The sequence below is a fragment of the Ramlibacter paludis genome (assembly GCF_022012305.1).
Lineage (GTDB): Bacteria > Pseudomonadota > Gammaproteobacteria > Burkholderiales > Burkholderiaceae_C > Ramlibacter > Ramlibacter paludis.
Window position 1 is genome coordinate 386286 of record NZ_JAKLTM010000001.1, and the last position, 19357, is coordinate 405642.

Annotated in this window: 25 protein-coding genes and 1 riboswitch; of the genes, 6 read left to right on the plus strand and 19 right to left on the minus strand. The window is 70.3% G+C overall.

All coding sequences use genetic code 11. The features are described from left to right. Nucleotides 1–131: 131 nt before the first annotated feature. Together LZ009_RS01995 and LZ009_RS02000 are read left to right on the plus strand one after the other, a co-directional pair. On the plus strand, nucleotides 132–284 hold the full coding sequence (locus LZ009_RS01995) for a hypothetical protein (protein WP_275696203.1): 153 nt from the start codon (nucleotides 132–134) through the stop codon (nucleotides 282–284). Beyond that, complete coding sequence (locus LZ009_RS02000; RefSeq protein WP_275696204.1) at nucleotides 281–937, plus strand: DODA-type extradiol aromatic ring-opening family dioxygenase; 657 nt, start codon at nucleotides 281–283, stop codon at nucleotides 935–937. Before LZ009_RS01995 ends, LZ009_RS02000 begins: the two co-directional genes overlap by 4 nt. Nucleotides 938–940: 3 nt before the next feature. On the opposite strand, the gene LZ009_RS02005 is transcribed toward LZ009_RS02000, so the two are convergent. The 3 genes from LZ009_RS02005 to LZ009_RS02015 form a co-directional block, all read right to left on the minus strand. After that, nucleotides 941–1651 (minus strand): aspartate/glutamate racemase family protein, encoded by a 711-nt coding sequence (locus LZ009_RS02005; RefSeq protein ID WP_275696205.1) that lies wholly within the window; start codon nucleotides 1649–1651, stop codon nucleotides 941–943. 52 nt (nucleotides 1652–1703) lie between these two features. Then, nucleotides 1704–3410, minus strand: a complete 1707-nt coding sequence (locus LZ009_RS02010; protein WP_275696206.1) for a tannase/feruloyl esterase family alpha/beta hydrolase — start codon at nucleotides 3408–3410, stop codon at nucleotides 1704–1706. Between the two features lie 126 nt (nucleotides 3411–3536). Continuing rightward, complete coding sequence (locus tag LZ009_RS02015) at nucleotides 3537–4016, minus strand: MarR family winged helix-turn-helix transcriptional regulator (protein ID WP_275696207.1); 480 nt, start codon at nucleotides 4014–4016, stop codon at nucleotides 3537–3539. Between the two features lie 52 nt (nucleotides 4017–4068). Beyond that, a riboswitch (TPP riboswitch) is annotated at nucleotides 4069–4180 on the plus strand. A 38-nt stretch (nucleotides 4181–4218) separates the two neighbouring features. Here LZ009_RS02015 and LZ009_RS02020 point away from each other — a divergent pair. From LZ009_RS02020 to LZ009_RS02030, 3 genes are read left to right on the plus strand one after another with little or no spacing between them, the layout of a single operon-like run. Continuing rightward, complete coding sequence (locus LZ009_RS02020) at nucleotides 4219–5232, plus strand: FAD-dependent oxidoreductase (protein ID WP_275696208.1); 1014 nt, start codon at nucleotides 4219–4221, stop codon at nucleotides 5230–5232. After that, a complete protein-coding gene (gene thiS / locus LZ009_RS02025; RefSeq protein ID WP_275696209.1) occupies nucleotides 5229–5438 on the plus strand; it encodes a sulfur carrier protein ThiS in 210 nt (69 codons plus the stop codon). The genes LZ009_RS02020 and thiS overlap by 4 nt, the downstream gene beginning before the upstream one ends. 5 nt (nucleotides 5439–5443) lie before the next feature. Next, nucleotides 5444–6220 carry a thiazole synthase gene (locus LZ009_RS02030; protein ID WP_275696210.1) on the plus strand — a complete coding sequence of 259 codons (777 nt, stop codon included), beginning with the start codon at nucleotides 5444–5446 and terminating at the stop codon, nucleotides 6218–6220. Nucleotides 6221–6223: 3 nt separating this feature from the next. Here the strand turns inward: LZ009_RS02030 and LZ009_RS02035 are convergent, their stop codons facing one another. From LZ009_RS02035 to LZ009_RS02080, 10 genes are all read right to left on the minus strand, one after another. Further along, nucleotides 6224–6397, minus strand: a complete 174-nt coding sequence (locus tag LZ009_RS02035; RefSeq protein WP_275696211.1) for a hypothetical protein — start codon at nucleotides 6395–6397, stop codon at nucleotides 6224–6226. A gap of 131 nt (nucleotides 6398–6528) precedes the next feature. Further along, a complete protein-coding gene (locus LZ009_RS02040; protein ID WP_275696212.1) occupies nucleotides 6529–7533 on the minus strand; it encodes a thiamine phosphate synthase in 1005 nt (334 codons plus the stop codon). Next, nucleotides 7530–8297 carry an SDR family oxidoreductase gene (locus LZ009_RS02045; protein WP_275696213.1) on the minus strand — a complete coding sequence of 256 codons (768 nt, stop codon included), beginning with the start codon at nucleotides 8295–8297 and terminating at the stop codon, nucleotides 7530–7532. Before LZ009_RS02045 ends, LZ009_RS02040 begins: the two co-directional genes overlap by 4 nt. A 1-nt stretch (nucleotide 8298) precedes the next feature. Further along, nucleotides 8299–9306, minus strand: coding sequence for an ABC transporter substrate-binding protein (locus tag LZ009_RS02050; RefSeq protein WP_275696214.1), 1008 nt, complete (start codon nucleotides 9304–9306; stop codon nucleotides 8299–8301). Between the two features lie 4 nt (nucleotides 9307–9310). Further along, the gene (locus LZ009_RS02055; protein ID WP_275696215.1) at nucleotides 9311–10072 is read right to left on the minus strand and encodes an ABC transporter permease; all 762 of its coding nucleotides are present in this window, start codon (nucleotides 10070–10072) and stop codon (nucleotides 9311–9313) included. Beyond that, a complete protein-coding gene (locus LZ009_RS02060) occupies nucleotides 10069–10785 on the minus strand; it encodes an ABC transporter ATP-binding protein (RefSeq protein WP_275697099.1) in 717 nt (238 codons plus the stop codon). Before LZ009_RS02060 ends, LZ009_RS02055 begins: the two co-directional genes overlap by 4 nt. Before the next feature lie 14 nt (nucleotides 10786–10799). Then, entirely contained in the window at nucleotides 10800–12248 is a 1449-nt protein-coding gene (locus LZ009_RS02065; protein WP_275696216.1) for an acyl-CoA reductase, read from the minus strand. After that, nucleotides 12245–13330 (minus strand): LuxE/PaaK family acyltransferase, encoded by a 1086-nt coding sequence (locus tag LZ009_RS02070; protein WP_275696217.1) that lies wholly within the window; start codon nucleotides 13328–13330, stop codon nucleotides 12245–12247. Before LZ009_RS02070 ends, LZ009_RS02065 begins: the two co-directional genes overlap by 4 nt. Beyond that, nucleotides 13327–14169, minus strand: coding sequence for a bifunctional hydroxymethylpyrimidine kinase/phosphomethylpyrimidine kinase (thiD, locus tag LZ009_RS02075; RefSeq protein WP_275696218.1), 843 nt, complete (start codon nucleotides 14167–14169; stop codon nucleotides 13327–13329). Before thiD ends, LZ009_RS02070 begins: the two co-directional genes overlap by 4 nt. Nucleotides 14170–14356: 187 nt before the next feature. After that, nucleotides 14357–14626: a DUF2164 domain-containing protein gene (locus LZ009_RS02080; RefSeq protein ID WP_275696219.1), complete on the minus strand. Its 270-nt coding sequence runs from the start codon at nucleotides 14624–14626 to the stop codon at nucleotides 14357–14359. Nucleotides 14627–14672: 46 nt separating this feature from the next. Between LZ009_RS02080 and LZ009_RS02085 the strand changes: the two genes are divergently transcribed. After that, complete coding sequence (locus tag LZ009_RS02085; protein WP_275696220.1) at nucleotides 14673–15218, plus strand: GAF domain-containing protein; 546 nt, start codon at nucleotides 14673–14675, stop codon at nucleotides 15216–15218. Here LZ009_RS02085 and lhpI read toward each other — a convergent pair. The 6 genes from lhpI to LZ009_RS02115 form a co-directional block, all read right to left on the minus strand. Beyond that, nucleotides 15197–16108, minus strand: coding sequence for a bifunctional Delta(1)-pyrroline-2-carboxylate/Delta(1)-piperideine-2-carboxylate reductase (lhpI, locus tag LZ009_RS02090; protein WP_275696221.1), 912 nt, complete (start codon nucleotides 16106–16108; stop codon nucleotides 15197–15199). The genes LZ009_RS02085 and lhpI overlap by 22 nt on opposite strands. Nucleotides 16109–16110: 2 nt before the next feature. Then, nucleotides 16111–16713, minus strand: a complete 603-nt coding sequence (locus tag LZ009_RS02095; protein WP_275696222.1) for a MarC family protein — start codon at nucleotides 16711–16713, stop codon at nucleotides 16111–16113. A 13-nt stretch (nucleotides 16714–16726) separates the two neighbouring features. Further along, nucleotides 16727–17359: a phosphatase PAP2 family protein gene (locus LZ009_RS02100; RefSeq protein ID WP_275696223.1), complete on the minus strand. Its 633-nt coding sequence runs from the start codon at nucleotides 17357–17359 to the stop codon at nucleotides 16727–16729. Beyond that, nucleotides 17356–18129: an SDR family NAD(P)-dependent oxidoreductase gene (locus LZ009_RS02105; RefSeq protein WP_275696224.1), complete on the minus strand. Its 774-nt coding sequence runs from the start codon at nucleotides 18127–18129 to the stop codon at nucleotides 17356–17358. Before LZ009_RS02105 ends, LZ009_RS02100 begins: the two co-directional genes overlap by 4 nt. Before the next feature lie 2 nt (nucleotides 18130–18131). After that, nucleotides 18132–18761, minus strand: a complete 630-nt coding sequence (locus LZ009_RS02110; RefSeq protein WP_275696225.1) for a glutathione S-transferase family protein — start codon at nucleotides 18759–18761, stop codon at nucleotides 18132–18134. 71 nt (nucleotides 18762–18832) lie between these two features. After that, nucleotides 18833–19276: an FKBP-type peptidyl-prolyl cis-trans isomerase gene (locus tag LZ009_RS02115; RefSeq protein ID WP_275696226.1), complete on the minus strand. Its 444-nt coding sequence runs from the start codon at nucleotides 19274–19276 to the stop codon at nucleotides 18833–18835. Between the last annotated feature and the right edge of the window lie 81 nt (nucleotides 19277–19357).

Genomic DNA, 19357 nt, shown 5'->3' on the forward strand with positions numbered 1-19357 from the left:
GTCCTTTCTCTCTTGACCTCCATTCAACGGCCCCCGGCCCGCCGGCGGTGTCGGACAAGGCCGGACCAGCGCGGCGCCAATCCCGCAATCGGATCGGAGTAACCTTTCGCCTGGCCGGAAAGGATCCCACCATGGCGACTGCGCGTTTCCCCGTTTACTTCGTCTCGCATGGCGGCGGCCCCTGGCCCTGGATGGAGGACCGGCGCGCCGCCTTCGCCAAGACCGTGGGCGAGATCGGCGCGCTGCCGGAGCGCCTGCCGGAAAACCGAAGGCAGTGCTGGTGATCACCGGCCATTGGGAAGCTCCGCAGTTCATGGTGTCGACCGCGACCTGGCCCAGCATGGACTACGACTACTACGGCTTTCCGGAACACACCTACGAGCTGCAATATCCGGCGCCCGGGTCGCCCGCGCTGGCGGCGCGCGTGAAGGGCCTGCTGCAGGACGCGGGCCTGCCCTGCGGCGAGGACCCGGAGCGCGGCTACGACCACGGCACCTTCGTGCCGCTGTACCTCATGTATCCCGACGCGGATGTGCCCGTGGTCCTGCTGTCGATGAAGTCGGGCTACGACCCGCGCGAACACCTGCGCGCCGGCCAGGCGCTGCAGCCGCTGCGCGACGAAGGCGTGCTGATCCTCGGCAGCGGGCTCACGTACCACAACATGCGCGGCTTCAACCAGGATGCGTCGACGGCCCCCGCGACCGCCTTCGAGGACTGGCTGAACGAGGCCATCACGCAGCCCGATGCGCAGCAGCGCAACGAGATGCTGGCGCACTGGGCCCAGGCGCCGGCGGCGCGGCTCGCGCATCCTCGGGAAGACCACCTGGTTCCGTTGATGGTCGTTGCCGGCGCGGCGGGCGACGACACCGGCCACCGCCTCTTCGTCGACCACGTGATGAAGGTGCCGATGGCCTCGTACGAGTTCGGCCGCTCCTAGCCTTTACGCTGCGCCCACCGCCCTGCGCAGCGCCGCATGCGCCAGCAGCCGCGTCGAGTCCAGCGTCGGCAGCGGCGAATTCGAATCGTGGATCACGAGCGGAATCTCCGTGCAGGCGAGCGCCACCGCGTCGCAGCCTTGCCGGTGCAAGGCCGCGATCAATTGCTGGAACCACGCGATGCTGGGCGCCTTGAACTCGCCGTTGACGAGTTCGTCCAGGATGATGCGTTCCATCTTCGCGCGCTCCGCCGCGCCCGGCTTCACGCAGGCCAGGCCGCGCCTGGCGAGCATGTCGGGATAGACCTCGCTGTCGACCAGCCAGCGCGTGCCGGTCAGGCCGATGCGCTTGAAGCCGCGCCTTTGTGCTTCGGCCGCCACCACGTCGGCGATGTGCAGCCAGGGCAAGGGGGAACGCGGCTGCATCAGGTCGAAGGCCGCATGCAGGGTGTTGTCGGGGCAGATCAGGAAATCGCAGCCGGCTTGCGCAAGCTTGTTGGCGGACGCCAGCATGAGGTTCGCCACTTCGTCGAGTTCGCCGCGCTCGAGGAAGCCGATATACGCCGCCAGCGAAGGCGTGTGCATCGAGACCTCGGGATGGGCGTGCGGGCCTAGCAGTTCGGCGCCCCCCTGGCAGATGGTGCGGTAGCAGAGCGCCGCACCTTCGGCCGAGCAGCCGACGATGCCGATGTGCAATGGGCGGTCCGGAAGCGCCATGGGCCGCAGTATCCACCGCGGCCCATGGGTTTGGCTTAGGAAAAGCGCTGCTTCAGAAGCTGGGCAGTGCGCAGTTGAAGCTTTCGGCCGACTCCACGCTGCCGCTGCCCTTGTAGCGCGCGACCGCCGGGTAGCTGCACAGCGGACGGGTGCGGTTGGCAGCCCAGCCCTGAGGCAGGTCGCCGTTGACGAGGCCGAGGTTGCCGGCGCCGCGCGCAGTGGCCGTCACGCTGTCGGGCACCACACCCTTCTCGACCCAGTCCACCAGCGGCGTGAGCATGTCGAACTGGTCGGTGGACGGGCCGCCGGAGCAGTGGTTCATGCCGGGCACGCGGTAGAAGCGCGAGAAGCCGCGGGCATCGGCGTAGCGCGCCTGCAGCGAGTCGTACCACGCGGTGGTGTCGTCGCTGGAGAAGATCGGGTCGGCCGTGCCGTGGTAGACCATCATCTTGGCGCCGCGGTTGCGCAGCGTGTCCAGGTTGGGACGGTCCGGCGGCGTCATGAAGGACATCGCGCTTTCGGTGAAGGTCGCGTCGGTGGCGTTGACCTTGGCCAGCATGGTGTCGACGTTGCCGGTCAGCGCGAAGTTCGCGCCGTTGAAGCCGGTGCGGCTTTCCGGCGGCACCTGCCAGATGAAGCCGACCGCGCCCGAGTCCAGCGACAGCGGGTTGCTGAACTTCCACACCGCCCAGCCGACCGTGCCCAGGCCGTTGTCGAAGGGGAAGCTGGAGTAGATCTTCGCGCCGGTGCTGGTGGTGGCACCCGAGAACAGCTTGGCGATCGTGGTCTTCTGCGCGGCGCTCAGGCAGCTGCCGTCGCGCGCGCCGCTGCAGGTGGGTACGTCGCGATCGAGGTTGAAGGCGCCCTGGCAGGCCTTGATGTCCTGCACCGTGCCGTCCGACAGGCCGTCGAGCGCGTCGCACTTGGCGAGCACGGCGTTCGAGACCAGCGTGCGTTCGGCGAGGGTGAAGCCGCTGTTCAGGTCGCCCGGCGTGGTGGCCACCGCGTTGTACGCCTGCGCGCCGGCGATGTTGGCGATGGCCGCCAGCGGCAGCCGGAAGCCCGGATCGCCGACGAGGTAGCCGTCGTACTGGTCGGCATAGCGCGACGCCGCCACCATGGTGTGCCGGCCGCCGTTGGAACAGCCGCCGATGTACGAGCGGTCCGGGCCCTTGCCGTAGGCGGTCTGGATCAGGCTCTTGGCCATGGGCGTGAGCTTGCCGACGGCCTGGTAGCCGTAGTCGAGGCGGGCTTGCGGGTCGAGGCCGAAGAACGGGCCGAGCGAACCGGCGTGGCCGGCATCGGAGCTGATGACGGCAAAGCCCATCTTCAGCGCGTTATTGAGAGGGCCGCCGCCGCCGACCGGGCCGGTGGCCGTGCCGATGCTGCCGTCGATGCCGCCGTTGGCCTGGTAGAAGAAGCGGCCGTTCCACGCGTTGGGCAGGCGCATCTCGAAACCGATGGCGTAGCTGTTGCCGTCGATGCCGGTGCGCGGGAACATGCGGCCCGTGACCTGGCAGTGCGCCGGCACCGGCGTGCCGGCGATGGTGAGCGTGCCGGCCGCGATGGCGTTGGCCGCAGTGATGTTGGTGTTCGGGATGGCGATGCGCGCGACGAGGTCCGTGCAGGACGAGAGCGCCGCACCGACGGCGGGGCTCAGCTGCGGGGGCGTCGAGTCGCCGCCGCCGCCACCACAGGCGGAGAGCGCGACGAGCACGGCAGCCGCGGTCGCGGCATGGCTCAAGGGCCGTTGGATCATGGGACTGTCTCCTCTTGGGCGGGCAAAACAACTTCATCGTATGAAGTATTCGGCCGCCCGAGGACTAGCGTTTTCCCCTAAGGATCAGGCAAGCCGCTGTTCAGCTAATGAAGGATGTCGCCGGCGTCAGTCGCGGCAGGTCGCGACCTTGTGCAGCAGCTCCACCAGCAGGGCGCGCTCGGCCGGCGACAGGGCGGTGATGCGCTTGCGTTCGCCCTCCAGCAGCTGCCGCGTCGCGGCGGTCACGAGCGCCTCGCCCTTGGGAGTGACGTGCAGGTGCTGCACGCGGCGGTCGGACACGCTGGCCTCGCGCCGCACCAGTTCGCGCTGCACCAGCCGGTCGACCCACATGGTGATGTTGCCGGCGGTCACGGCCAGTTCCTTGGCCAGGCGGGCGGGCGTGCAGGCCGGGTTCTCCTTGATCAGCGCCAGCACCGTGTACTCCACGTGCCGCAGGTCCAGCGGCCGTCCGACCGAACCGTAGAAAACCGCGAGCGTGGCGATCTGCGCCTGGGCCAGCTGGTAGCCGACCAGGTCGTGCAGCATCGCCTCGTCCATGCGTCCCTGGTCGAGGTCGCCTGCGCCTTCATCCTTCTTGCGTGCCATGGAGGGCGATTCTGCCCCCAAAAGCCCGCGCTGCCCGCCGCCGGTATACTGGCAGCACGCTCCGGGGTGCGAGTGGCGCAGGCCGCCTTCGCTGAGATGGAATCCACCAAACCCGTGAACTTGAACCGGTTCGTACCGGCGTAAGAAGAGCCATGCAGCACACCTCTTTCTCCAGCGCCGCCCTTCGCGGCAACTCCCCGAAATGAAGATCGGCATCGCCGGCGCCGGCCTGCTGGGCCGCCTGCTCGCGTTCGAGCTGCGCGCGCGCGGCCACGCCGTGCATGTGTTCGACCCGGCCGCGCACGCGGAAGCCCGCGGCGCCGCGGGCTGGACCGCGGCCGGCATGCTGAGCCCGGTGGCGGAACTGGAGTGCGCGGACGCGGGCGTGTTCGCGCTGGGACTGCGCACGCTGGAGCTGTGGCCGCAGGTGCTCGCGCGCCTGCCGGCGCCGGTGGAGTTCCGCTTCGAAGGCAGCCTGCTGGTGGCGCATCGCGGTGATGAAGGCTCGGCGCGGCGCGTACTGGACCTGCTGGCCAGCAAGGCGCCCGCAGGCCACGAACCGCGTGCCCTCGCTGCGGCGGAATTGCGCGAACTCGAGCCGTCTGTGCAAGGGCCTTCGCATGCCTGGCTGCTGCCGCACGAAGGACAGATCCACACCGTGCAGGCGATGCAGGCCCTGGCCGCCGGCGCCGTCGGCGCCGAATGGCATTGGGGCACAAGCGTGTCGCGCACCGCGCCCGGCCTGCTGGTGACCGGCGAGGGTGAACATCGCTTCGACCACGTGTTCGACCTGCGCGGCACCGGCGCCCGGCCCGAGCTGCCGGTGCGCGGCGTGCGCGGCGAGATCTTCTGGCTGCAGGCGCCCGGTCTCGCGCTGCACCGGCCGATCCGGCTGCTGCATCCGCGTCACCGCGTCTACATCGTGCCGCGCGCGCCCGACCTCGTGGTCGTGGGCGCCAGCGAGATCGAGTCGGAAGACCGCTCGCCGGTGTCGCTGCGCAGCACCGTCGAACTGCTGGCGGCCGCGCACAGCGTGCTGCCGGAGCTGGCGGAGGCGCGCATCGTCCATAGCGAATCCAACCTGCGGCCCGCGCTGCCGGACAACCTGCCGCTGTTGCAGCAGCAGGACGGCCTGACCCGCATCAACGGCCTGTTCCGCCACGGCTGGCTCATCGCGCCGGCGCTGGTCGAACGGGCCTTGCAGGACCTGACATGAAGCAACAAGAGATCACCGTCAACGGCGAGCCGCGCAGCGTGCCCGAGGGCAGCACGCTGGCCGACCTGGTCGCGGCCCTGGGCCAGGCGCCGCAGGCGCTGGCCACCGCCGTCAACGGCGAGTTCGTGGCGCGCGACGCGCGCGGCGGCGTGCAGCTGCGCGCCGGCGACGCCGTCTTCACCTTCCAGCCCATCACCGGGGGTTGAACAGCATGACCTTCTCCATCGGGGGCGTCGCCCTGCAGAGCCGCTTCTTCCTCGGCACCGCCGGCTATCCCTCGCCGCAGGTGCTGCAGGAAGCGATCGTTTCCTCCGGCGCGCAGGTCGTCACCGTCGGCCTCAAGCGCCAGCTGGCCGCGGGCGGCGGGCCGGGCGATTTCTACAAGCTGATCCGCGAAAGCGGCGCGCACCTGCTGCCCAACACCGCCGGATGCCGCAGCGCGCGCGAGGCCGTGACGCTGTCGCAAATGGCGCGCGAGCTGTTCGGCACGAACTGGATCAAGCTGGAAGTGGTGGGCGACGACTACACGCTCCAGCCCGACCCTTTCGAGCTGGTCGAGGCAGCGCGCACGCTCGCGCGCGAGGGCTTCGAAGTCTTCCCGTATTGCACCGACGACCTCGTCACCTGCCAGCGCCTGCTCGACGCGGGCTGCCGCATCCTGATGCCCTGGGGCGCGCCGATCGGCTCGGGCCAGGGCCTGCTGAATCCCACGGCGCTGCGCACCTTGCGCGCACGGCTGCCGGGCGTGCCCCTGGTGGTGGACGCCGGCATCGGCTCGCCCAAGGACGCCGTACAGGCGATGGAGTTGGGCTACGACGCCGTGCTGCTCAATTCCGCGGTGGCGCAGGCGCACGATCCCGTGACCATGGCGCGCGCCTTCAAGCTCGCGATCGAAGCGGGCCGGCTGGCCTACGAATCGGGCGTGATGGCCAAGCAGGAGATGGCGGTGCCGACGACTCCGGTCACCGGCCGCCCCTTCGTCCTGTAGCGCTTACTTGCCGGCGCTGCCGGGGCTCACCGCCGCCGGGTTGCCGGACTTGTTGGAGTCCGAGCTGTTCTTGGTCGCGCCGGCATTGGGCTGCGTGCCGTTGGCATTGCCGCCCCACATGGAGGAGCAGGCCGCCAGCGAAACGGCGACGACGGAGATGGCGAGAAGTTTGAGCATGTTGTGAACGGATCGACCGCCTCGGCTCCGGCGGTTTGGAGGTGGCGTTGGGCCACCTGTCGTATTACGAGGGCCGCGCCGTCGCGGACACGCAAGCCGCAAGCGCCGCACTGCGTGCGCCGTGTCCTACCTCAAGGCAGGCTCGGATGCGGCCACTGCGGAGCACGAAGCTCGTTGCGCCGCGCCCAGCCCGCCTCCAGCGCAGCCTGCAAGCCGGGCACCACAGCGCGTGGATCGTCACCCAGTCCGCGCACGATGCACACGCCATCCGCACCGCTGCGCGCTGCTTCCTGCACCTGGCCCGCTGCGAGGATGCCGCCGATGGCCGTCACCGGCGCACCGGCATGCGCGCACCACCACGCCAGGTTGTCCGGGCCTTGCGGCAGCCAGGGCATGTCCTTGGTGGTGGTCGGCCACACCGGCCCGCAGGCGATGTAGCGCGGGGCGAGCGCGCGGGCGCGGCACAGTTCCCACAGCGCGTGCGAGCTCACGCCCAGCGCCATGCCGGTGGCCAGTACCTGCGCCCGGCCCTCGTCGCCCAGCGCCAGCAGGTCCGATTGCCCCAGGTGGACGCCGCGCGCGCCGAGTTCGTGCGCGAGTTGCCAGTGGTCGTTGACGAACAGTTCCGCGCCGGCGGCCGCGCAATCGGCGATGCATTGCTGCATCTCCTCGCGCAGTTGCGCCTGCGATTCGGGCGCCTTCATGCGCAGCTGCACGGTGCGCACGCCGGCGGCCAGCACCTGCCGCATCCGCGCCGCGCTGTCGACGATGGCATAGAGCCCCAATGGCTCTTGCCTGGCGGCCGTGCGCGCGCTTGCCGGCGGCAACTCGCCCCACGACAGCAGCGGCAGCGGCCCGGCGCCGTTCCAGCGCGCCAGGATGGCCGCATCGGCCGCGACATAGCCTTGCACCATGGCCGACTCGGTCGCGGCGGCAAAGGTCTCCTCGCTGCCGACCAGGCCCAGCGTCCACAGCCAGCCGCTCGCGTGTTCCGTCTCCAGCCAGTCCATGATGCGGCCGTCGGCCTGCACCACGCCGGCGACGCAGACGTCGCCATCGCGCTCCGCGCGCAGCTTGCGCGCCTGCGCCGGCACCGATGCCGCGTCACCCGCGGCCTGAACGACATGGAAATTCATCGCATCACCAATCCGCCGTCGACGAACAGCACCTGGCCCGTCATGAAACCGCTCCAGTCGGAAGCGAGGAACAACACCGGCCCGGCCACGTCCTCCGGCCGCGCGATGCGGCGCAAGGGAGTGGCGGCCGCGATGTCGTCGCGAAAGCGCGCCCGCGTCGTGCCGCTGGCGCTCGTGGGATAGACCAGCCCGGGGGCGACGCAGTTCACCCGCACGCCCAGCGGCCCGAGTTCGGCGGCGAGGTTGCGGCTGAAGCCCACCAGCGCTGCCTTGGCCGTCGTGTAGTCGTGGTACGGCACCAGCGGATGTTCCACCAGGTTGCTCACGATGTTGACGATGCTGCCTTGCGCGCGCGCCGCGAAGTGCGGCAGCACCGCCTTGCTCACGTGATGGGCCGCGCCCACGGCGCCCTCGAACTGCGCGCGGTAGTCGTCGAAAGACAGCGCCTCGAAGGTCTTGCGCTGTTCCGGATCGAAGGCATAGGGGCGCAAGGCGTTGTTCACCAGCACGTCGATGCGGCCGGCCTCGGCCACCACCTGCTCCACCATGCGCGCGACCTGCTCCGGCACGGTGACGTCGGCCTGCACGGCGAACGCATCGCCACCCGCGGCGCGGCAATCGGCAGCCACCTGTTCGGCCGCCGCGGCATCGCGCAGGTAGTTGACGGCCACCAGCGCTTTCTCGGCAGCGAAGGCGCGCGCGATGGCCGCACCGATGCCGCGGCCGCCGCCGGTGACCAGCACCACCTTGCCGGCGAAGTCCATCTCAGAGCCCCGGGAGCAGGTCGTGCGCCACCACCTGCGTCACGTCGATGGGTTTTTGCACCAGGCCCAGCTTGCGGTAGGTGTCCGCCGCCGCCTGCAGCGTCTTGACGTCGATGGCGCCGAGCCCCTGCTTGCGCGTGAGGTCCGACACGCTGGACGCATTGCGCACCTTGATGATCTCCAGGCTCAGCGCCGGATCGCTGCCGTCGATGGCGCGCTTGCCCGCCAGCTGCGCCGCCTCCTCGGGCTTCGCGATCATCCAGGCCGCGGCGTTGCGATAGGCCGCGAGGAAGCGCGCCAGCAGCGCCTTCTTCTGCTGGTACACGTCCTCGCGCACCACGAACAGGTCGCTCGACACGTTGAGGTACTTGCCGACCTCGATCACGTTGACGTCGCCCAGGCCGCGCCTGCGGCCCACCAGCAGGCCGGTGTCGGTGGCGGCCGTGGCATCCACCTGGCCCTGCAGCAGCGGTGCGAAGTTCAGCACGCCGGTGACGACCACGGTGACGTCCGCTTCGCTCAGGCCGGCCTGCTGCAGCAGCACCTGCAGGTTCTGCCGCGTGCCGCTCGACAGGCTGTAGACGCCGATCTTCTTGCCCTTCAGGTCCGCGGGCTTGGCGATGCCGCTGGACTTGAGCGCCACCACGTTGAAGACGTTCTGCGGATAGATGTCGTAGATGGCGCGCAGCTTCTCGCCCTTGTCGAGCGCGGCGAAGAAGGACCCGGGGTCGGTGAAGGCCACGTCGGCCTGGCCGCCCAGGATGTTGCGGATGGCGTCGCCGCCGCCCGCGCCCGGCACGTACTCCAGCGCCAGCCCCTGCTGCCGGTAGAAGCCCTTGTCTTCGTCCACCAGCAGCGGCGTCACCTCGGTGATGGGCTTGCTCCAGCCGGCGACGGTGAGCTTGTCCAGGCGCGCGGCCTGCGCCAGGGCCAGGGTGGGCGTCGCGGCGAATGCGGCCAACAGGGCCAGGGCGCGACGGCGTTCGCTGGAAGGGTGTTGCACGGTCATCTCCTCAGGAAGTTCGGGTAAAGGGCAGCAGCAGCCAGCGCTCGAGCAGCAGCGTGGCCTGGTAGGCCAGCATGCCGAGGGCGGCGATGAGCAGGAGCACCGCGAACATCAGCGGCGTGTCCATGGTTCCTTGCGACGCGATCACCAGCGCGCCCAGTCCGCGGCTGGCGCCGATGAACTCGCCGACGACGGCGCCCACCAGCGCCAGCACGACGGCCACGCGCACGCCGGCCAGGATGCCGGGCGCGCCGGCGGGCAGCTTCAGGCGCCACAGCGTCTGCATGCGGCTCGCGCCGAGCATGCGGAACAGCTCCAGCCGCTCGGGCGGCACCTGCGCCAGCGCGGTCATGGTGTTTTCCAGCAGCGGGAAGAAGCAGATCAGGGCCGTGATCACCACGGTCGACGTGATGCCGAAGCCGAACCACAGCACGAAGAGCGGCGCCAGCGCCAGCTTGGGAATCACTTGCGACGCCACGACGTAAGGCATCAGCAGCGCGCGCAGCAGCCGGGTCTCCGCCATGACCACGCCGGCGGCAAAGCCGATGCTGCAGCCGGCCAGCACGCCGAGCAGCAGTTCCAGCGCGGTCGCGCGGATGTGCGGCCAGAAGTAGCCGCTGGCGAGGCCGCGCACCAGCGATTGCGCGATGGCCGACGGCGTCGGCAGCACCAGCGGCGAAATGGCGAGCGTGCGGCACGCCATTTCCCAGGCGAGCAGCAGCAGCGCCAGCAAGGCGAGCGAAGCGATGCGCAGCGTGGCGGGCTTCATGCGTCCACCGTGTCCAGGTGCATCGCCGCACGCACCTGCGCGCAGGCCTGCGTGAAGGCGGGGCTGGAGCGCACGCCCGTTGCGCGCGGCTTGGGCAGCGGCACCGCGATCTCGTCGACCACGCGGCCGGCATCGACCACGCCGATCCGGTCGCCGAGATACACCGCTTCGGCGATGTCGTGCGTGACAAAGACCACCGTGGTGCCTTGCGCCCGGCACAGCTCCAGGAGGTCGTGCTGCAGTTCCTCCCGGGTGATCGCATCGAGCGCCGCGAAGGGTTCGTCCAGCAGCAGCAGCGAAGGCCGCAGGATCAAGGCGCGGGCTACGGCGACGCGGCTTTGCTGGCCGCCGGACAGCTGGCGCGGGTAGCGCCGCGCATGCGCACCCAGGCCCAGTTGCTCCAGCAGCGCGTGCGCCTGGGCCGCATCCGCCGGCGTGACGCGCCGCTTCAGCGACACCGGCAGCAGCACGTTGTCCTCCACGCGCAGCCATTCGAGCAGCGTCGGCGACTGGAACACGAAGCCGATCTCGCGGCTGTCACGGACGATGCTGCCCGCGTCGGGCTGCAGCAGGCCGGCCGCCAGCTTCAGCAGCGTGGTCTTGCCGCAGCCGCTGCGGCCCACCAGGCAACGGAACTCGCCCGCCTGCACGTCGAGGTCGGCGCCCTGCACCACCGGCGGCCAGCCGGGAAAGGTGAAGCTCACCTGGCGCATCGCCAGCGCCGTCGTCACCGGCCGTCCTCCTGCGCATAAGGGGCAAGCCGGTCGGCCGCGCGTTCGGCCGAGGATTCGATCTCCACCATGCGCACCAGGTCCAGCAGGTTGAAGCGGCCGTCGTGGTGCCAGCCGGCTTCGGGGGAAGTCATGGCGCCCAGGGCGGCGATGCGCGTCACGCCCGCCGCGCCCAGCGACGCGGCCAGGCGGAACAGCTCGCGCGGCTCGGCCGCGATGCCGGCGGTCTGCAGGAAGCGTGCTTGCGACGCCACTTGCGCGACCGCGTCGTCGAGCTGGTCCACCGCTGCGACGACGATGCTGCGTCCGCCGGCCGTCGGCGCCAGCGGCGTCGCGCGATCCGCATAGGTGACGCTCCAGGCGCTGCCGGCATCGCCGAACAGTTCCGCACCCTCGCCCGCCAGTTCCGCCGCGTGCTGCCAAGCCGCCAGTGCAGCGGATTCCTCCAGCGCCAGCGCCCGGCGCGGGAAGCGCCGCTGCAGGTTCGCGAGTTCGGCGGCCAGGTAGCGCGCGAACTCGCGCGGCGCCACGGCGCCGCCACGCTCCACGTAGAACAGGTGCGGCGAGTAGCAGCCCTGCTGCTCGTAGCGGACGATGTCGTGCGCGGCGAGGCGCGCCGTCGCCGGGCCACGCAAGGTGTCGAGCGCGGTGCGCGCGACCAAGCCGAAGCCCAGCTTGTGGCCGTAGCCGAGGAATCGCGTCGTCACCGGCAGTTGCGCGCGCACCTGCGCGATCGCTTCGTTGCCGCCATAGGCCAGGACGGTATCGGCTTCGCTCCACAGCGCCGCAGCCGCGCCGGTGTCGCCACCCTTCCACCACACCACCGCCAGGCAATCGGCCAGCGGCGGATGCACTTCGGCCAGCAGGCGCGCGAACAGGCTCGCGAACACCGGCTCGGCGCTCGGCAGCTTGCCGATGTTGCCGCCCTTCACCAAGAGGCCGCACACCAGGCTCCACAAGGGCAGCGCGGGCACGTTGCCTGCCCAGCTGTGCACCAGCAGTTGCGGGCCGAAGGCGCGCACCCAGCCGCCCTTGGCCGCCGGCTGGAACTCGTCCAGCACCTTCGGATTGGCGAAGTCTTCGACGACGAAGCGATGCAGCTGCGGCGCGCGGAAGGACTGCAGGTAGGCGCTGAGGCCCAGCCGCACCATCTCGGCGTCGTAGCCGGTCATGGCGGGCAGCAGGCGCTCGGCCTCCTGGCGCACCGGGTCGCGCGGATCCAGCAGGCGCGCGACGGCGTCATCGACGATCTCGATGATGCGCGACACGGTCATCGCCTGCAGTTCACGCGCGGCGGCCCGCTTCACGCGTTGCGCCAGGGCGCGCATCTGCTCGGCACGCAGCACCGGCACTTCCACGACGAGGTCGCCGAAGTGCAAGGACTGCCACTGCACGTCCTCCGCACGGAGGCCGGGCAGGTAGCCGGCGCGCCAGGCGGTCGTCATGCCGCGTTCGCCTGCAGGAATTCCTCGACCGCGAGCGAGCAGCCCTTGGCCTGCGCGCCCTCGGCCCGCCCCAGCAGCAGGAAGCCCGCGCCGGCGGCCACGCCCACGTCCTCGGTCAGGATGCTGGTGGCGGAATTGAAGTTGCCCAGGTCGGTGTGCGCCAGCACGCCGCGCTCGCCGGCCGGCACCTCGCGGCCCGTGAGCGGATCGACCAGGCGCGAGCGGATCCAGTGCGGCCCCGACTTGACCGAAGGCACGAGCACGTTGCCGTCGTCATAGAGCTGCGTGCTCAGTTCCGTCATGCCGTACATGTTGATGCAGCGCTCGCGCGGCACTCCGAAGTTCGATGCCAGCGCTTCGTAGAAGGCTTCCAGCGGGAGCTCGCGCGAGTTGCCCTTGTAGCCACCGGTGTCGAGGAGGCGGCTGCCTGGCGGCAGCGCGAAGCGCTCGCCGTCGCGCGCCAGTTCGTCCATCAGGTGCACGAAGCTGTAGCTGGCGCCCAGCACCGCGCACGGCGCACCGGCCGCGACGCGTGCGCGCAGCCAGGCGCGCAGGCCGCTGCCGTCCATGCCTTGCGGCGAGACGAAGGTCGCGCTTTCGGCGGCGCCGAAGTGCTGCACCGCCAGCGCCAGGTAATGCGCCAGCGAGGAATTCGGCAAGGCCTCCTCGGTAGGAAACAGGATCGCCATCGGCAGCCGGTCGGCGCCTTGCATGAAGCGGCGCGCGAAGTTGCGCGTCATCGAGGCGTCGTACACGGCCAGCGTAGGGTGGTAGTGCCGGCCCTTGACGTCGCCGCGCGTGGTGCCGCTGGTCATGAAGACGCGCTGCGCGTCCTGCGCCGGCAGGCAGCTGAGCGTGGCCTCCTTGAAGGCGCTGATCGGCACCGCGGGGATCTCGCGCCAGCTCTTCACCGTGCGCGGCGTCGCGCCGCGGCGCTGGCAGAAGCGGCGGTAGGCCTCGTTGTTGGCGTGCTGCCAGGCGAACAGGCGCAGCGCGAGCGCGTCGAACTCGGCGTCGGTGCAGCCGTCCTGCGCCAGGAAGGCCAGCAGGGAATCGACCAGGGCCTGGGCTTCGCCGTTCATGGCAGCGGCAGGCGCCGCATCGTCTGCGGCGCGTATCCGTGGTTCAAGGGGCCGCTGCCCGCGCCGGTGCGCACGCCGGCGCCGGCCTCGAGCGCACCGCGGATGAAGGTGCGCGCGGCCTCCACCGCTTCCCGCAGCGGCAGGCCCAGAGCCAGCTGCGCTGCGATGGCGCTCGACAAGGTGCAGCCGGTGCCATGCGTGTTCGGGGTGGCGATGCGTGGCGAGCGCATCCAGTGCGGCGCCTCGCCGCGCGCCAGCAGCAGGTCGCTCACCGTGTCGCCGGCCAAGTGGCCGCCCTTAACCAGCACCGCGGTCGCGCCCATCTCCAGCAACTGGCGCGCGGCACCCTCCATGTCGGCTTCGGTGGCGAGCGGCCGGCCCACCAGCAGCGCCGCTTCGTCGAGGTTCGGCGTCACCAGGCTGGCCAGGGGGAACAGTTCGTAGACCAGCACCGCAATGGCTTCCTGGTCGATCAGCACGGCGCCGCTGGTCGCGATCATCACGGGGTCGAGCACCACGGTGCGCAGCGCGTGGCGGCGCAGCGCTGCCGCGACCGTGCGCACGGTCTCGGCGGAATGCAGCATGCCGATCTTCACGGCATCGATGCCGATGTCCTCGGCCACCGCGTCGACCTGGTCGGCCAGGATCTGCGCCGGCACCGCATGGATGGAGCGCACGCCCAGCGTGTTCTGCGCCGTGAGCGCGGTGATGGCGCTCATGCCGAAGCAGCCGAGCGCGGCAAACGTCTTCAGGTCGGCCTGGATGCCGGCGCCGCCGCCGCTGTCCGATCCGGCGATGGTCAGGACGCGGGGATAGCGCGAATTGGCAGTGGTGTTCAAGGAGGCTCCTTCGCGAGCGAAACTCTGCTCCGAAGGCGAACGCCCCCGCGACCGCGATGGGTCAGGGTGACAGCTCTTCTTCCGCCGGTATGAACCGGTTCAAGTTCACGGGTCTGGTCTCAGCACGCCAGCCAAAGCTGGGCGTACACCCCGGAGCAGCGCCCATTCTGACACAGGACCCCAGTCCCTACTTGCGGCGCCCCTTCTCCTGGCGCCGCCAGTACTGGAATTCGTCCTCGTGCACCTCGATGTCGATCTCCGACAGGCGCATCTGCAGGCGCTCCTGCACCTCCGCGACGGCCTTGTTGAAGACCACCGGGCCGATCTCTTCCAGGAAGAAATTCAGCAGCGCGCCGGCGGCGATGTTGCCGATGCGCTCCTCCATGTTCTCCTGGAAGTAGCGTTCGATGGAGGCGACGGCTTCCTTGCGCGCCTCCTTGCCGAGTTCTATGGCCATGGCATCTCCGTCTTGTGCTATGCGGCAGCCTCTTTATACTGTTGGCATGCCATCCACGGACGAGGGACGCCGCCAATACCTGGAGGCCGCGCGCGAGCGCGGCCTGCGCATGGTTGCCGACGGCGCGCCGCTGCGCAACGTGCTCGCGCACCTGGCGTCCACCGTGGAAGCGCTGGCCCAGGGACGCGTGGTGGCTTCCATCCTGCTGCTGGACCGCGAAGGGCTGCTGCGCAACGGCGCTTCTCCCAACCTGCCGGCCGACTACCTGGACGCCATCGACCGCCTGAAGCCGCATCCCAACCTCGGCACCTGCGCTGCCGCGGCCGCCACTGGCGAAGTGGTGCTGACGCCCGACTTCACCGCCGACGCGCGCTGGGCCGAGCTGCGCCACCTCCCCCTGGCGCTGGGCTTCGCCGGCGCCTGGAGCCAGCCGATCAAGGCGGGGAACGGCAAGGTGCTGGGCACCTTCGGCACCTACTTCCGAGAGCGGCGCGAGCCCACGGCGCAGGAGCGCGAGACCGTCGAAATGCTCGCCGGCCTGGCCGCCGACGCCATCACGGCCGCCGCACCCTACGGGCCGTCCGCCTCGTAGACCTCGATCGCCGCGGCGAGATCCTCCAGCGCGGTTCCCACGGACTTGAACACGGAGCGCTGCCGCGCCGACGTACGTCCCGTCGCCAGACCGCGGGCCAGCGCCTCCAGCGTGCCCCGCACGTCCTGCGCGGCAAAGACGCCGCGTGCCATCGGCCCCAGCAGCTCGCCGCTCTTCTTCAGCGCTTCTTCGGTATCGAGATAGATGGCCGCGCCGGCGAAGCAGGCATCGTCGGCTTCGCGCATGGCCGGCGTGAAGCTGCCGATCAAGTCCAGGTGGCTGCCGGGCGCGAGCCAGGCACCGTGCACGACCGGCGCGGTAGCGAGCGTGGCGCAGCTCACGATGTCCGCGGCGACGCAAGCAGTCCGGAGGTCGGTCGCGGCATCGGCTTGCAAATCTGCCGCGAGGGACCGCGACTTGGCGGCATCGCGCGCCCACACGGTGACTTGGCCGATGGGCCGTACGGCGCGATAAGCCTCCGGCAGAAGGCGTGCGATGCGGCCGGCGCCCACCACCAGCAAATGCCGCGCATCCGCGCGCGCCAGCCAGCTCGCGGCCAGCGCGGAGGCGGCCGCGGTGCGTCGCGCCGTGAGCTCGTTGCCGTCGATCAGCGCCAACGGTACGCCGGTGACGCCGTCGTACAAGGTGTAGCTCGCATGCAGCCCGGGCAGCCCGCGCGCCGCATTGCCCGGCGCGATGTTGATGGTCTTGATGCCGTAGTAGCGGCCTTCCACCCAGGCCGGCATGAGCAGCGAGGTGAAGCCGCCCGGCACTTCATGCACGTGCCGCGGCGGCACCGTGCAACCCTGCGCGAACATGCGCTTCAAGGCCGGCACCAGCCGCGCGAAAGGCAACGCGGCGGCGGTGGCTTCGGCGTCGAAGATGCGCACGGTCAGGGCTTGTCGAAGAAGTAGCGCTTCAGGCCGGCCAGCATCATTTCCATGGCGACGGCCGTGAGCAGCAGGCCCATCAGCTTCTCGATCGCCACGACGACGGAGACGCCCAGCCATTGCCGCAGGCGGTCGGCCGAGAGCAGCACGCCGCCGCAGATCGCCATGGCCAGCGCCAGCGCGCCGACCCAGGTGATGGTGCGATCGGGCTGGCGCGAGGCCAGCAGCAGCACCGTGGCCATCGCGGACGGGCCGGCCAGCAGCGGAACGGCCAGCGGGAAGATCAGCGGCTCGCGCAGGCCCGCGTTGGACACGCCGGTGGCATCGCCGTCGCTGAAGATCATGCGCATCGCGATCACCAGCAGGATCACGCCGCCGGCCACTTCGAGCGAGCGTTCCGACAGGTGCATCAGCGCCAGGAAGGCGTGGCCCGCCAGCATGAAGGCCAGCAGGATGCAGAAGGCGATCGCGCTTTCCCGCAGCGCGACGTGCACGCGCCGCTGCGGCGGCACCTCGCCCATCACCGAGATGAACACCGGCAGCGCGCCGAAAGGATCCAGCACCAGCAGGAGCAGGACAAAGGCGGAGAGGAAGCTGTGGTCCATGAGGACCCGGAGCCTAGCAGACGGCCGGGGCCTGGCGCCGTTGCCAGCGTGCCAGCAATTCGAGCGCCAGCGCCAGCCAGGCCACGCCGAAGGCGATGCCGGCCAGCACGTCGGACAGGTAGTGCACGGCCAGGTAGACCCGGCTGGCCGCGACCAGCGCGATCATCGCCAGCGCCGCGGCGACGGCAGCCATGCGCCACGTCCTGTCTTCCACGTGCGCCAGCACGACGAGGCAAAGCGCGCCGTAGAAGAGCGTGCCGGCGATGGCATGCCCGCTGGGAAAGCTCAGGGTATTCAGGCGCACCAGGGGATCGTCGAGCACGGGCCGCGCGCGGCCCACCAGGTGCTTGATGCCGTTGTTGGCCAGCATGCCGGTCGGCACCGCGAACAGCACCAGCGCCCACCAGGCATGGCGGCGCCAGGCCAGCAACGCGGCCACCAGCGCGGTGGCGCACAACACCACGACGGTCTGGTGTACCGCACTGACGGCCTTCGCCACGGTGGTCAGCCAGGCGGCGCGGTGCGCCACCATGAACAGCACGATGTCCTGGTCGATCCGCGTGAGCGGCCCTTGCGAGACGACGCCGTAGGCGAGCAGCGCGAACAGCGCCAGCGCGACGGCGAGCGTCGAAAGCCGCTGCTTCAAAACTTGGTGTAGCCGCCGTCGATCAGGAAGTCGGCGCCGGTGGTGTAGGCGGAGGCATCGCTGGCCAGGAAGACGGCGATGCCGCCGAAGTCGGCCAGGTCGCCCCAGCGGCGCGCCGGAATGCGCGGCAGCACCGAGGACGCGAACTTGTCGTTGTGGATCGCCTTGTCCGTCATGTCGGTCTCGATCCAGCCGGGCAGGATGGAGTTGACGCGGATCTTGTGGCGCGCGAGCTCCACGGCCAGCGCCCGCACCATCGAGGTCACCGCGCCCTTGGAGGCGCCGTACTCGCAGTTGCGCGCCGCGCCTTCCACCGCCGCCGTGCTGGCCGTCACGACCAGGGAGCCGCCGTTGCCGCGGGCCATGTGGCGCGCCGCGGTGCGCAAGGTGAGGAACACGCCTTCGACGTTGACGCGCTGCACGCGGCGGAACTGCTCGAGGTCCATTTCCAGCAGCGGCGTGTTGCTGCCGCTGATGCCCGCGTTGGCAAAGCAGGCGGAGACCGTGCCGAGCGCGGCCACCGAGGCGTGGAAGGCCTTCTCCACCTGCGCCTCGTCGCTGACGTCGCAGGTGAAGCCATGCACGCGCAGCGAATCGCCGCAGCCTTCGGCCAACTCGGCGCGGGCCCGGGCGGTCTTCTCGGCGTTGCTGCCCCAGATGGCCACTTCCGCACCGGCCGCCAGCAGGGCGCGCGCCATGCCCAGGCCGATGCCGCCATTGCCGCCGGTCACCACCACGCCGCGGCCGCTGAGATCGAAGGGGGCGTACATGGTCAGGCCGCCTTCTGCGCCGCGAGGACCTTGCGCACCTGCGGCTGCGCGTCCATGCGCTGCATGTGGTCCGCCACCTTGGGGAAGCGCTTGACGTCGACGCCGTCGCCTTCCAGCCAGCCGGCCAGGGTGTAGAGGTAGAGGTCGGCGGTGCTGAAGCGCTCGCCCAGCACCCAGGGGCCCTTGAGGTATTTCTCCTCGATGAGCGTGAAGCAGTCGGCCATGTTCTGCGTCACCTTCTTCTTCATCGCGTCCTGCGATGCGGTGTCGGCCGCATCGACCCAGCGGTAGCCGCGCCCCTTGTGGGCATGCGCCACGTGGACGGTGGAGGCCAGGTAGCCGTTGAACTCGTTGACCTTGGCCATGAGGAAGGGATCGTCCAGCGGCGCGAGCTGCGCGGCCGGGAAGCTCTGCGCGATGTACTGCAGCAAGGCCGTGTTCTCGGTCAGCACGCCGCGGTCGGTGACCAGCGCCGGCACCCGGCCCTTGGGATTGATCTTGAGGAATTCAGGCTGGCGCTGCTGCTCGGCCTTGAAGTCGATGCGCTTCGCCTCGTAGTCGGCGCCGGAATATTCGAGCGCCAGGTGCGTGGCAAGGGCACAGGTGCCGGGCGCGTAATAGAGCGTGAGCATGCGGACCTCCAGGACAAGACCGCAGCATTATTGCTCCGGCGCCGCGGGCCCGCCAGCGTGCGATTCCCCCGTCAGGGGACGATGGCCAGCAGCTCGATCTCGAAGTTCAGCGGCGTGTTCGGCGGAATCACGCCGCCGCCCGCGCCACGCTCGCCGTAGGCGACGGCGGCCGGGCACATGATGCGCGCCTTGCCGCCCGGGCGCATCAGCTGCACGGCTTCGGTCCAGCACTTGATCACGCGATTGAGCTGGAACTCGGTCGGCTCGCCGCGCTTGTACGAGCTGTCAAACTCGCGGCCGTCGAGGAAGGTTCCGCGGTAGTGCACCCGCACCTTGTCGGTGGCCTTGGGCGCGGGCCCGCTGCCGGTCACCATCGATTCGAAAACGATGCCGCTCGCGGTCGTGGTCTTGGCGCTGCCCGTGGCCGTGGCCAGCGCGGGGTTGGTGGCGTTGTTGCCGCAGCCGGCCGCCAGGGCGAACAGCGGAGCCAGCAAGGTGAGGCGAAGGATCTGCATGCCGCCATTATTGCCGCGGCTGACAGGCGGATGGTGCAGCTTCCTACGTGTCGGGGCTCGTGCGCGCGCCCAAGATGGGGC

Excerpts from the sequence above, each read along its gene's own strand:
- LZ009_RS01995 (WP_275696203.1), top strand. The coding sequence starts at position 132 with ATGGCGACTGCGCGTTTCCCCGTTTACTTCGTCTCGCATGGCGGCGGC.
- LZ009_RS02095 (WP_275696222.1), bottom strand. The coding sequence starts at position 16,713 with ATGGACCACAGCTTCCTCTCCGCCTTTGTCCTGCTCCTGCTGGTGCTG.
- LZ009_RS02045 (WP_275696213.1), bottom strand. The coding sequence starts at position 8,297 with ATGGACTTCGCCGGCAAGGTGGTGCTGGTCACCGGCGGCGGCCGCGGC.
- LZ009_RS02015 (WP_275696207.1), bottom strand. The coding sequence starts at position 4,016 with ATGGCACGCAAGAAGGATGAAGGCGCAGGCGACCTCGACCAGGGACGC.
- LZ009_RS02060 (WP_275697099.1), bottom strand. The coding sequence starts at position 10,785 with ATGCGCCAGGTGAGCTTCACCTTTCCCGGCTGGCCGCCGGTGGTGCAG.
- LZ009_RS02080 (WP_275696219.1), bottom strand. The coding sequence starts at position 14,626 with ATGGCCATAGAACTCGGCAAGGAGGCGCGCAAGGAAGCCGTCGCCTCC.
- LZ009_RS02085 (WP_275696220.1), top strand. The coding sequence starts at position 14,673 with ATGCCATCCACGGACGAGGGACGCCGCCAATACCTGGAGGCCGCGCGC.
- LZ009_RS02115 (WP_275696226.1), bottom strand. The coding sequence starts at position 19,276 with ATGCAGATCCTTCGCCTCACCTTGCTGGCTCCGCTGTTCGCCCTGGCG.
- LZ009_RS02065 (WP_275696216.1), bottom strand. The coding sequence starts at position 12,248 with ATGACGACCGCCTGGCGCGCCGGCTACCTGCCCGGCCTCCGTGCGGAG.
- LZ009_RS02035 (WP_275696211.1), bottom strand. The coding sequence starts at position 6,397 with ATGCTCAAACTTCTCGCCATCTCCGTCGTCGCCGTTTCGCTGGCGGCC.
- LZ009_RS02070 (WP_275696217.1), bottom strand. The coding sequence starts at position 13,330 with ATGAACGGCGAAGCCCAGGCCCTGGTCGATTCCCTGCTGGCCTTCCTG.
- LZ009_RS02105 (WP_275696224.1), bottom strand. The coding sequence starts at position 18,129 with ATGTACGCCCCCTTCGATCTCAGCGGCCGCGGCGTGGTGGTGACCGGC.
- LZ009_RS02055 (WP_275696215.1), bottom strand. The coding sequence starts at position 10,072 with ATGAAGCCCGCCACGCTGCGCATCGCTTCGCTCGCCTTGCTGGCGCTG.
- LZ009_RS02030 (WP_275696210.1), top strand. The coding sequence starts at position 5,444 with ATGACCTTCTCCATCGGGGGCGTCGCCCTGCAGAGCCGCTTCTTCCTC.
- LZ009_RS02040 (WP_275696212.1), bottom strand. The coding sequence starts at position 7,533 with ATGAATTTCCATGTCGTTCAGGCCGCGGGTGACGCGGCATCGGTGCCG.
- LZ009_RS02005 (WP_275696205.1), bottom strand. The coding sequence starts at position 1,651 with ATGGCGCTTCCGGACCGCCCATTGCACATCGGCATCGTCGGCTGCTCG.
- thiS (WP_275696209.1), top strand. The coding sequence starts at position 5,229 with ATGAAGCAACAAGAGATCACCGTCAACGGCGAGCCGCGCAGCGTGCCC.
- LZ009_RS02050 (WP_275696214.1), bottom strand. The coding sequence starts at position 9,306 with ATGACCGTGCAACACCCTTCCAGCGAACGCCGTCGCGCCCTGGCCCTG.
- LZ009_RS02110 (WP_275696225.1), bottom strand. The coding sequence starts at position 18,761 with ATGCTCACGCTCTATTACGCGCCCGGCACCTGTGCCCTTGCCACGCAC.
- LZ009_RS02010 (WP_275696206.1), bottom strand. The coding sequence starts at position 3,410 with ATGATCCAACGGCCCTTGAGCCATGCCGCGACCGCGGCTGCCGTGCTC.
- LZ009_RS02020 (WP_275696208.1), top strand. The coding sequence starts at position 4,219 with ATGAAGATCGGCATCGCCGGCGCCGGCCTGCTGGGCCGCCTGCTCGCG.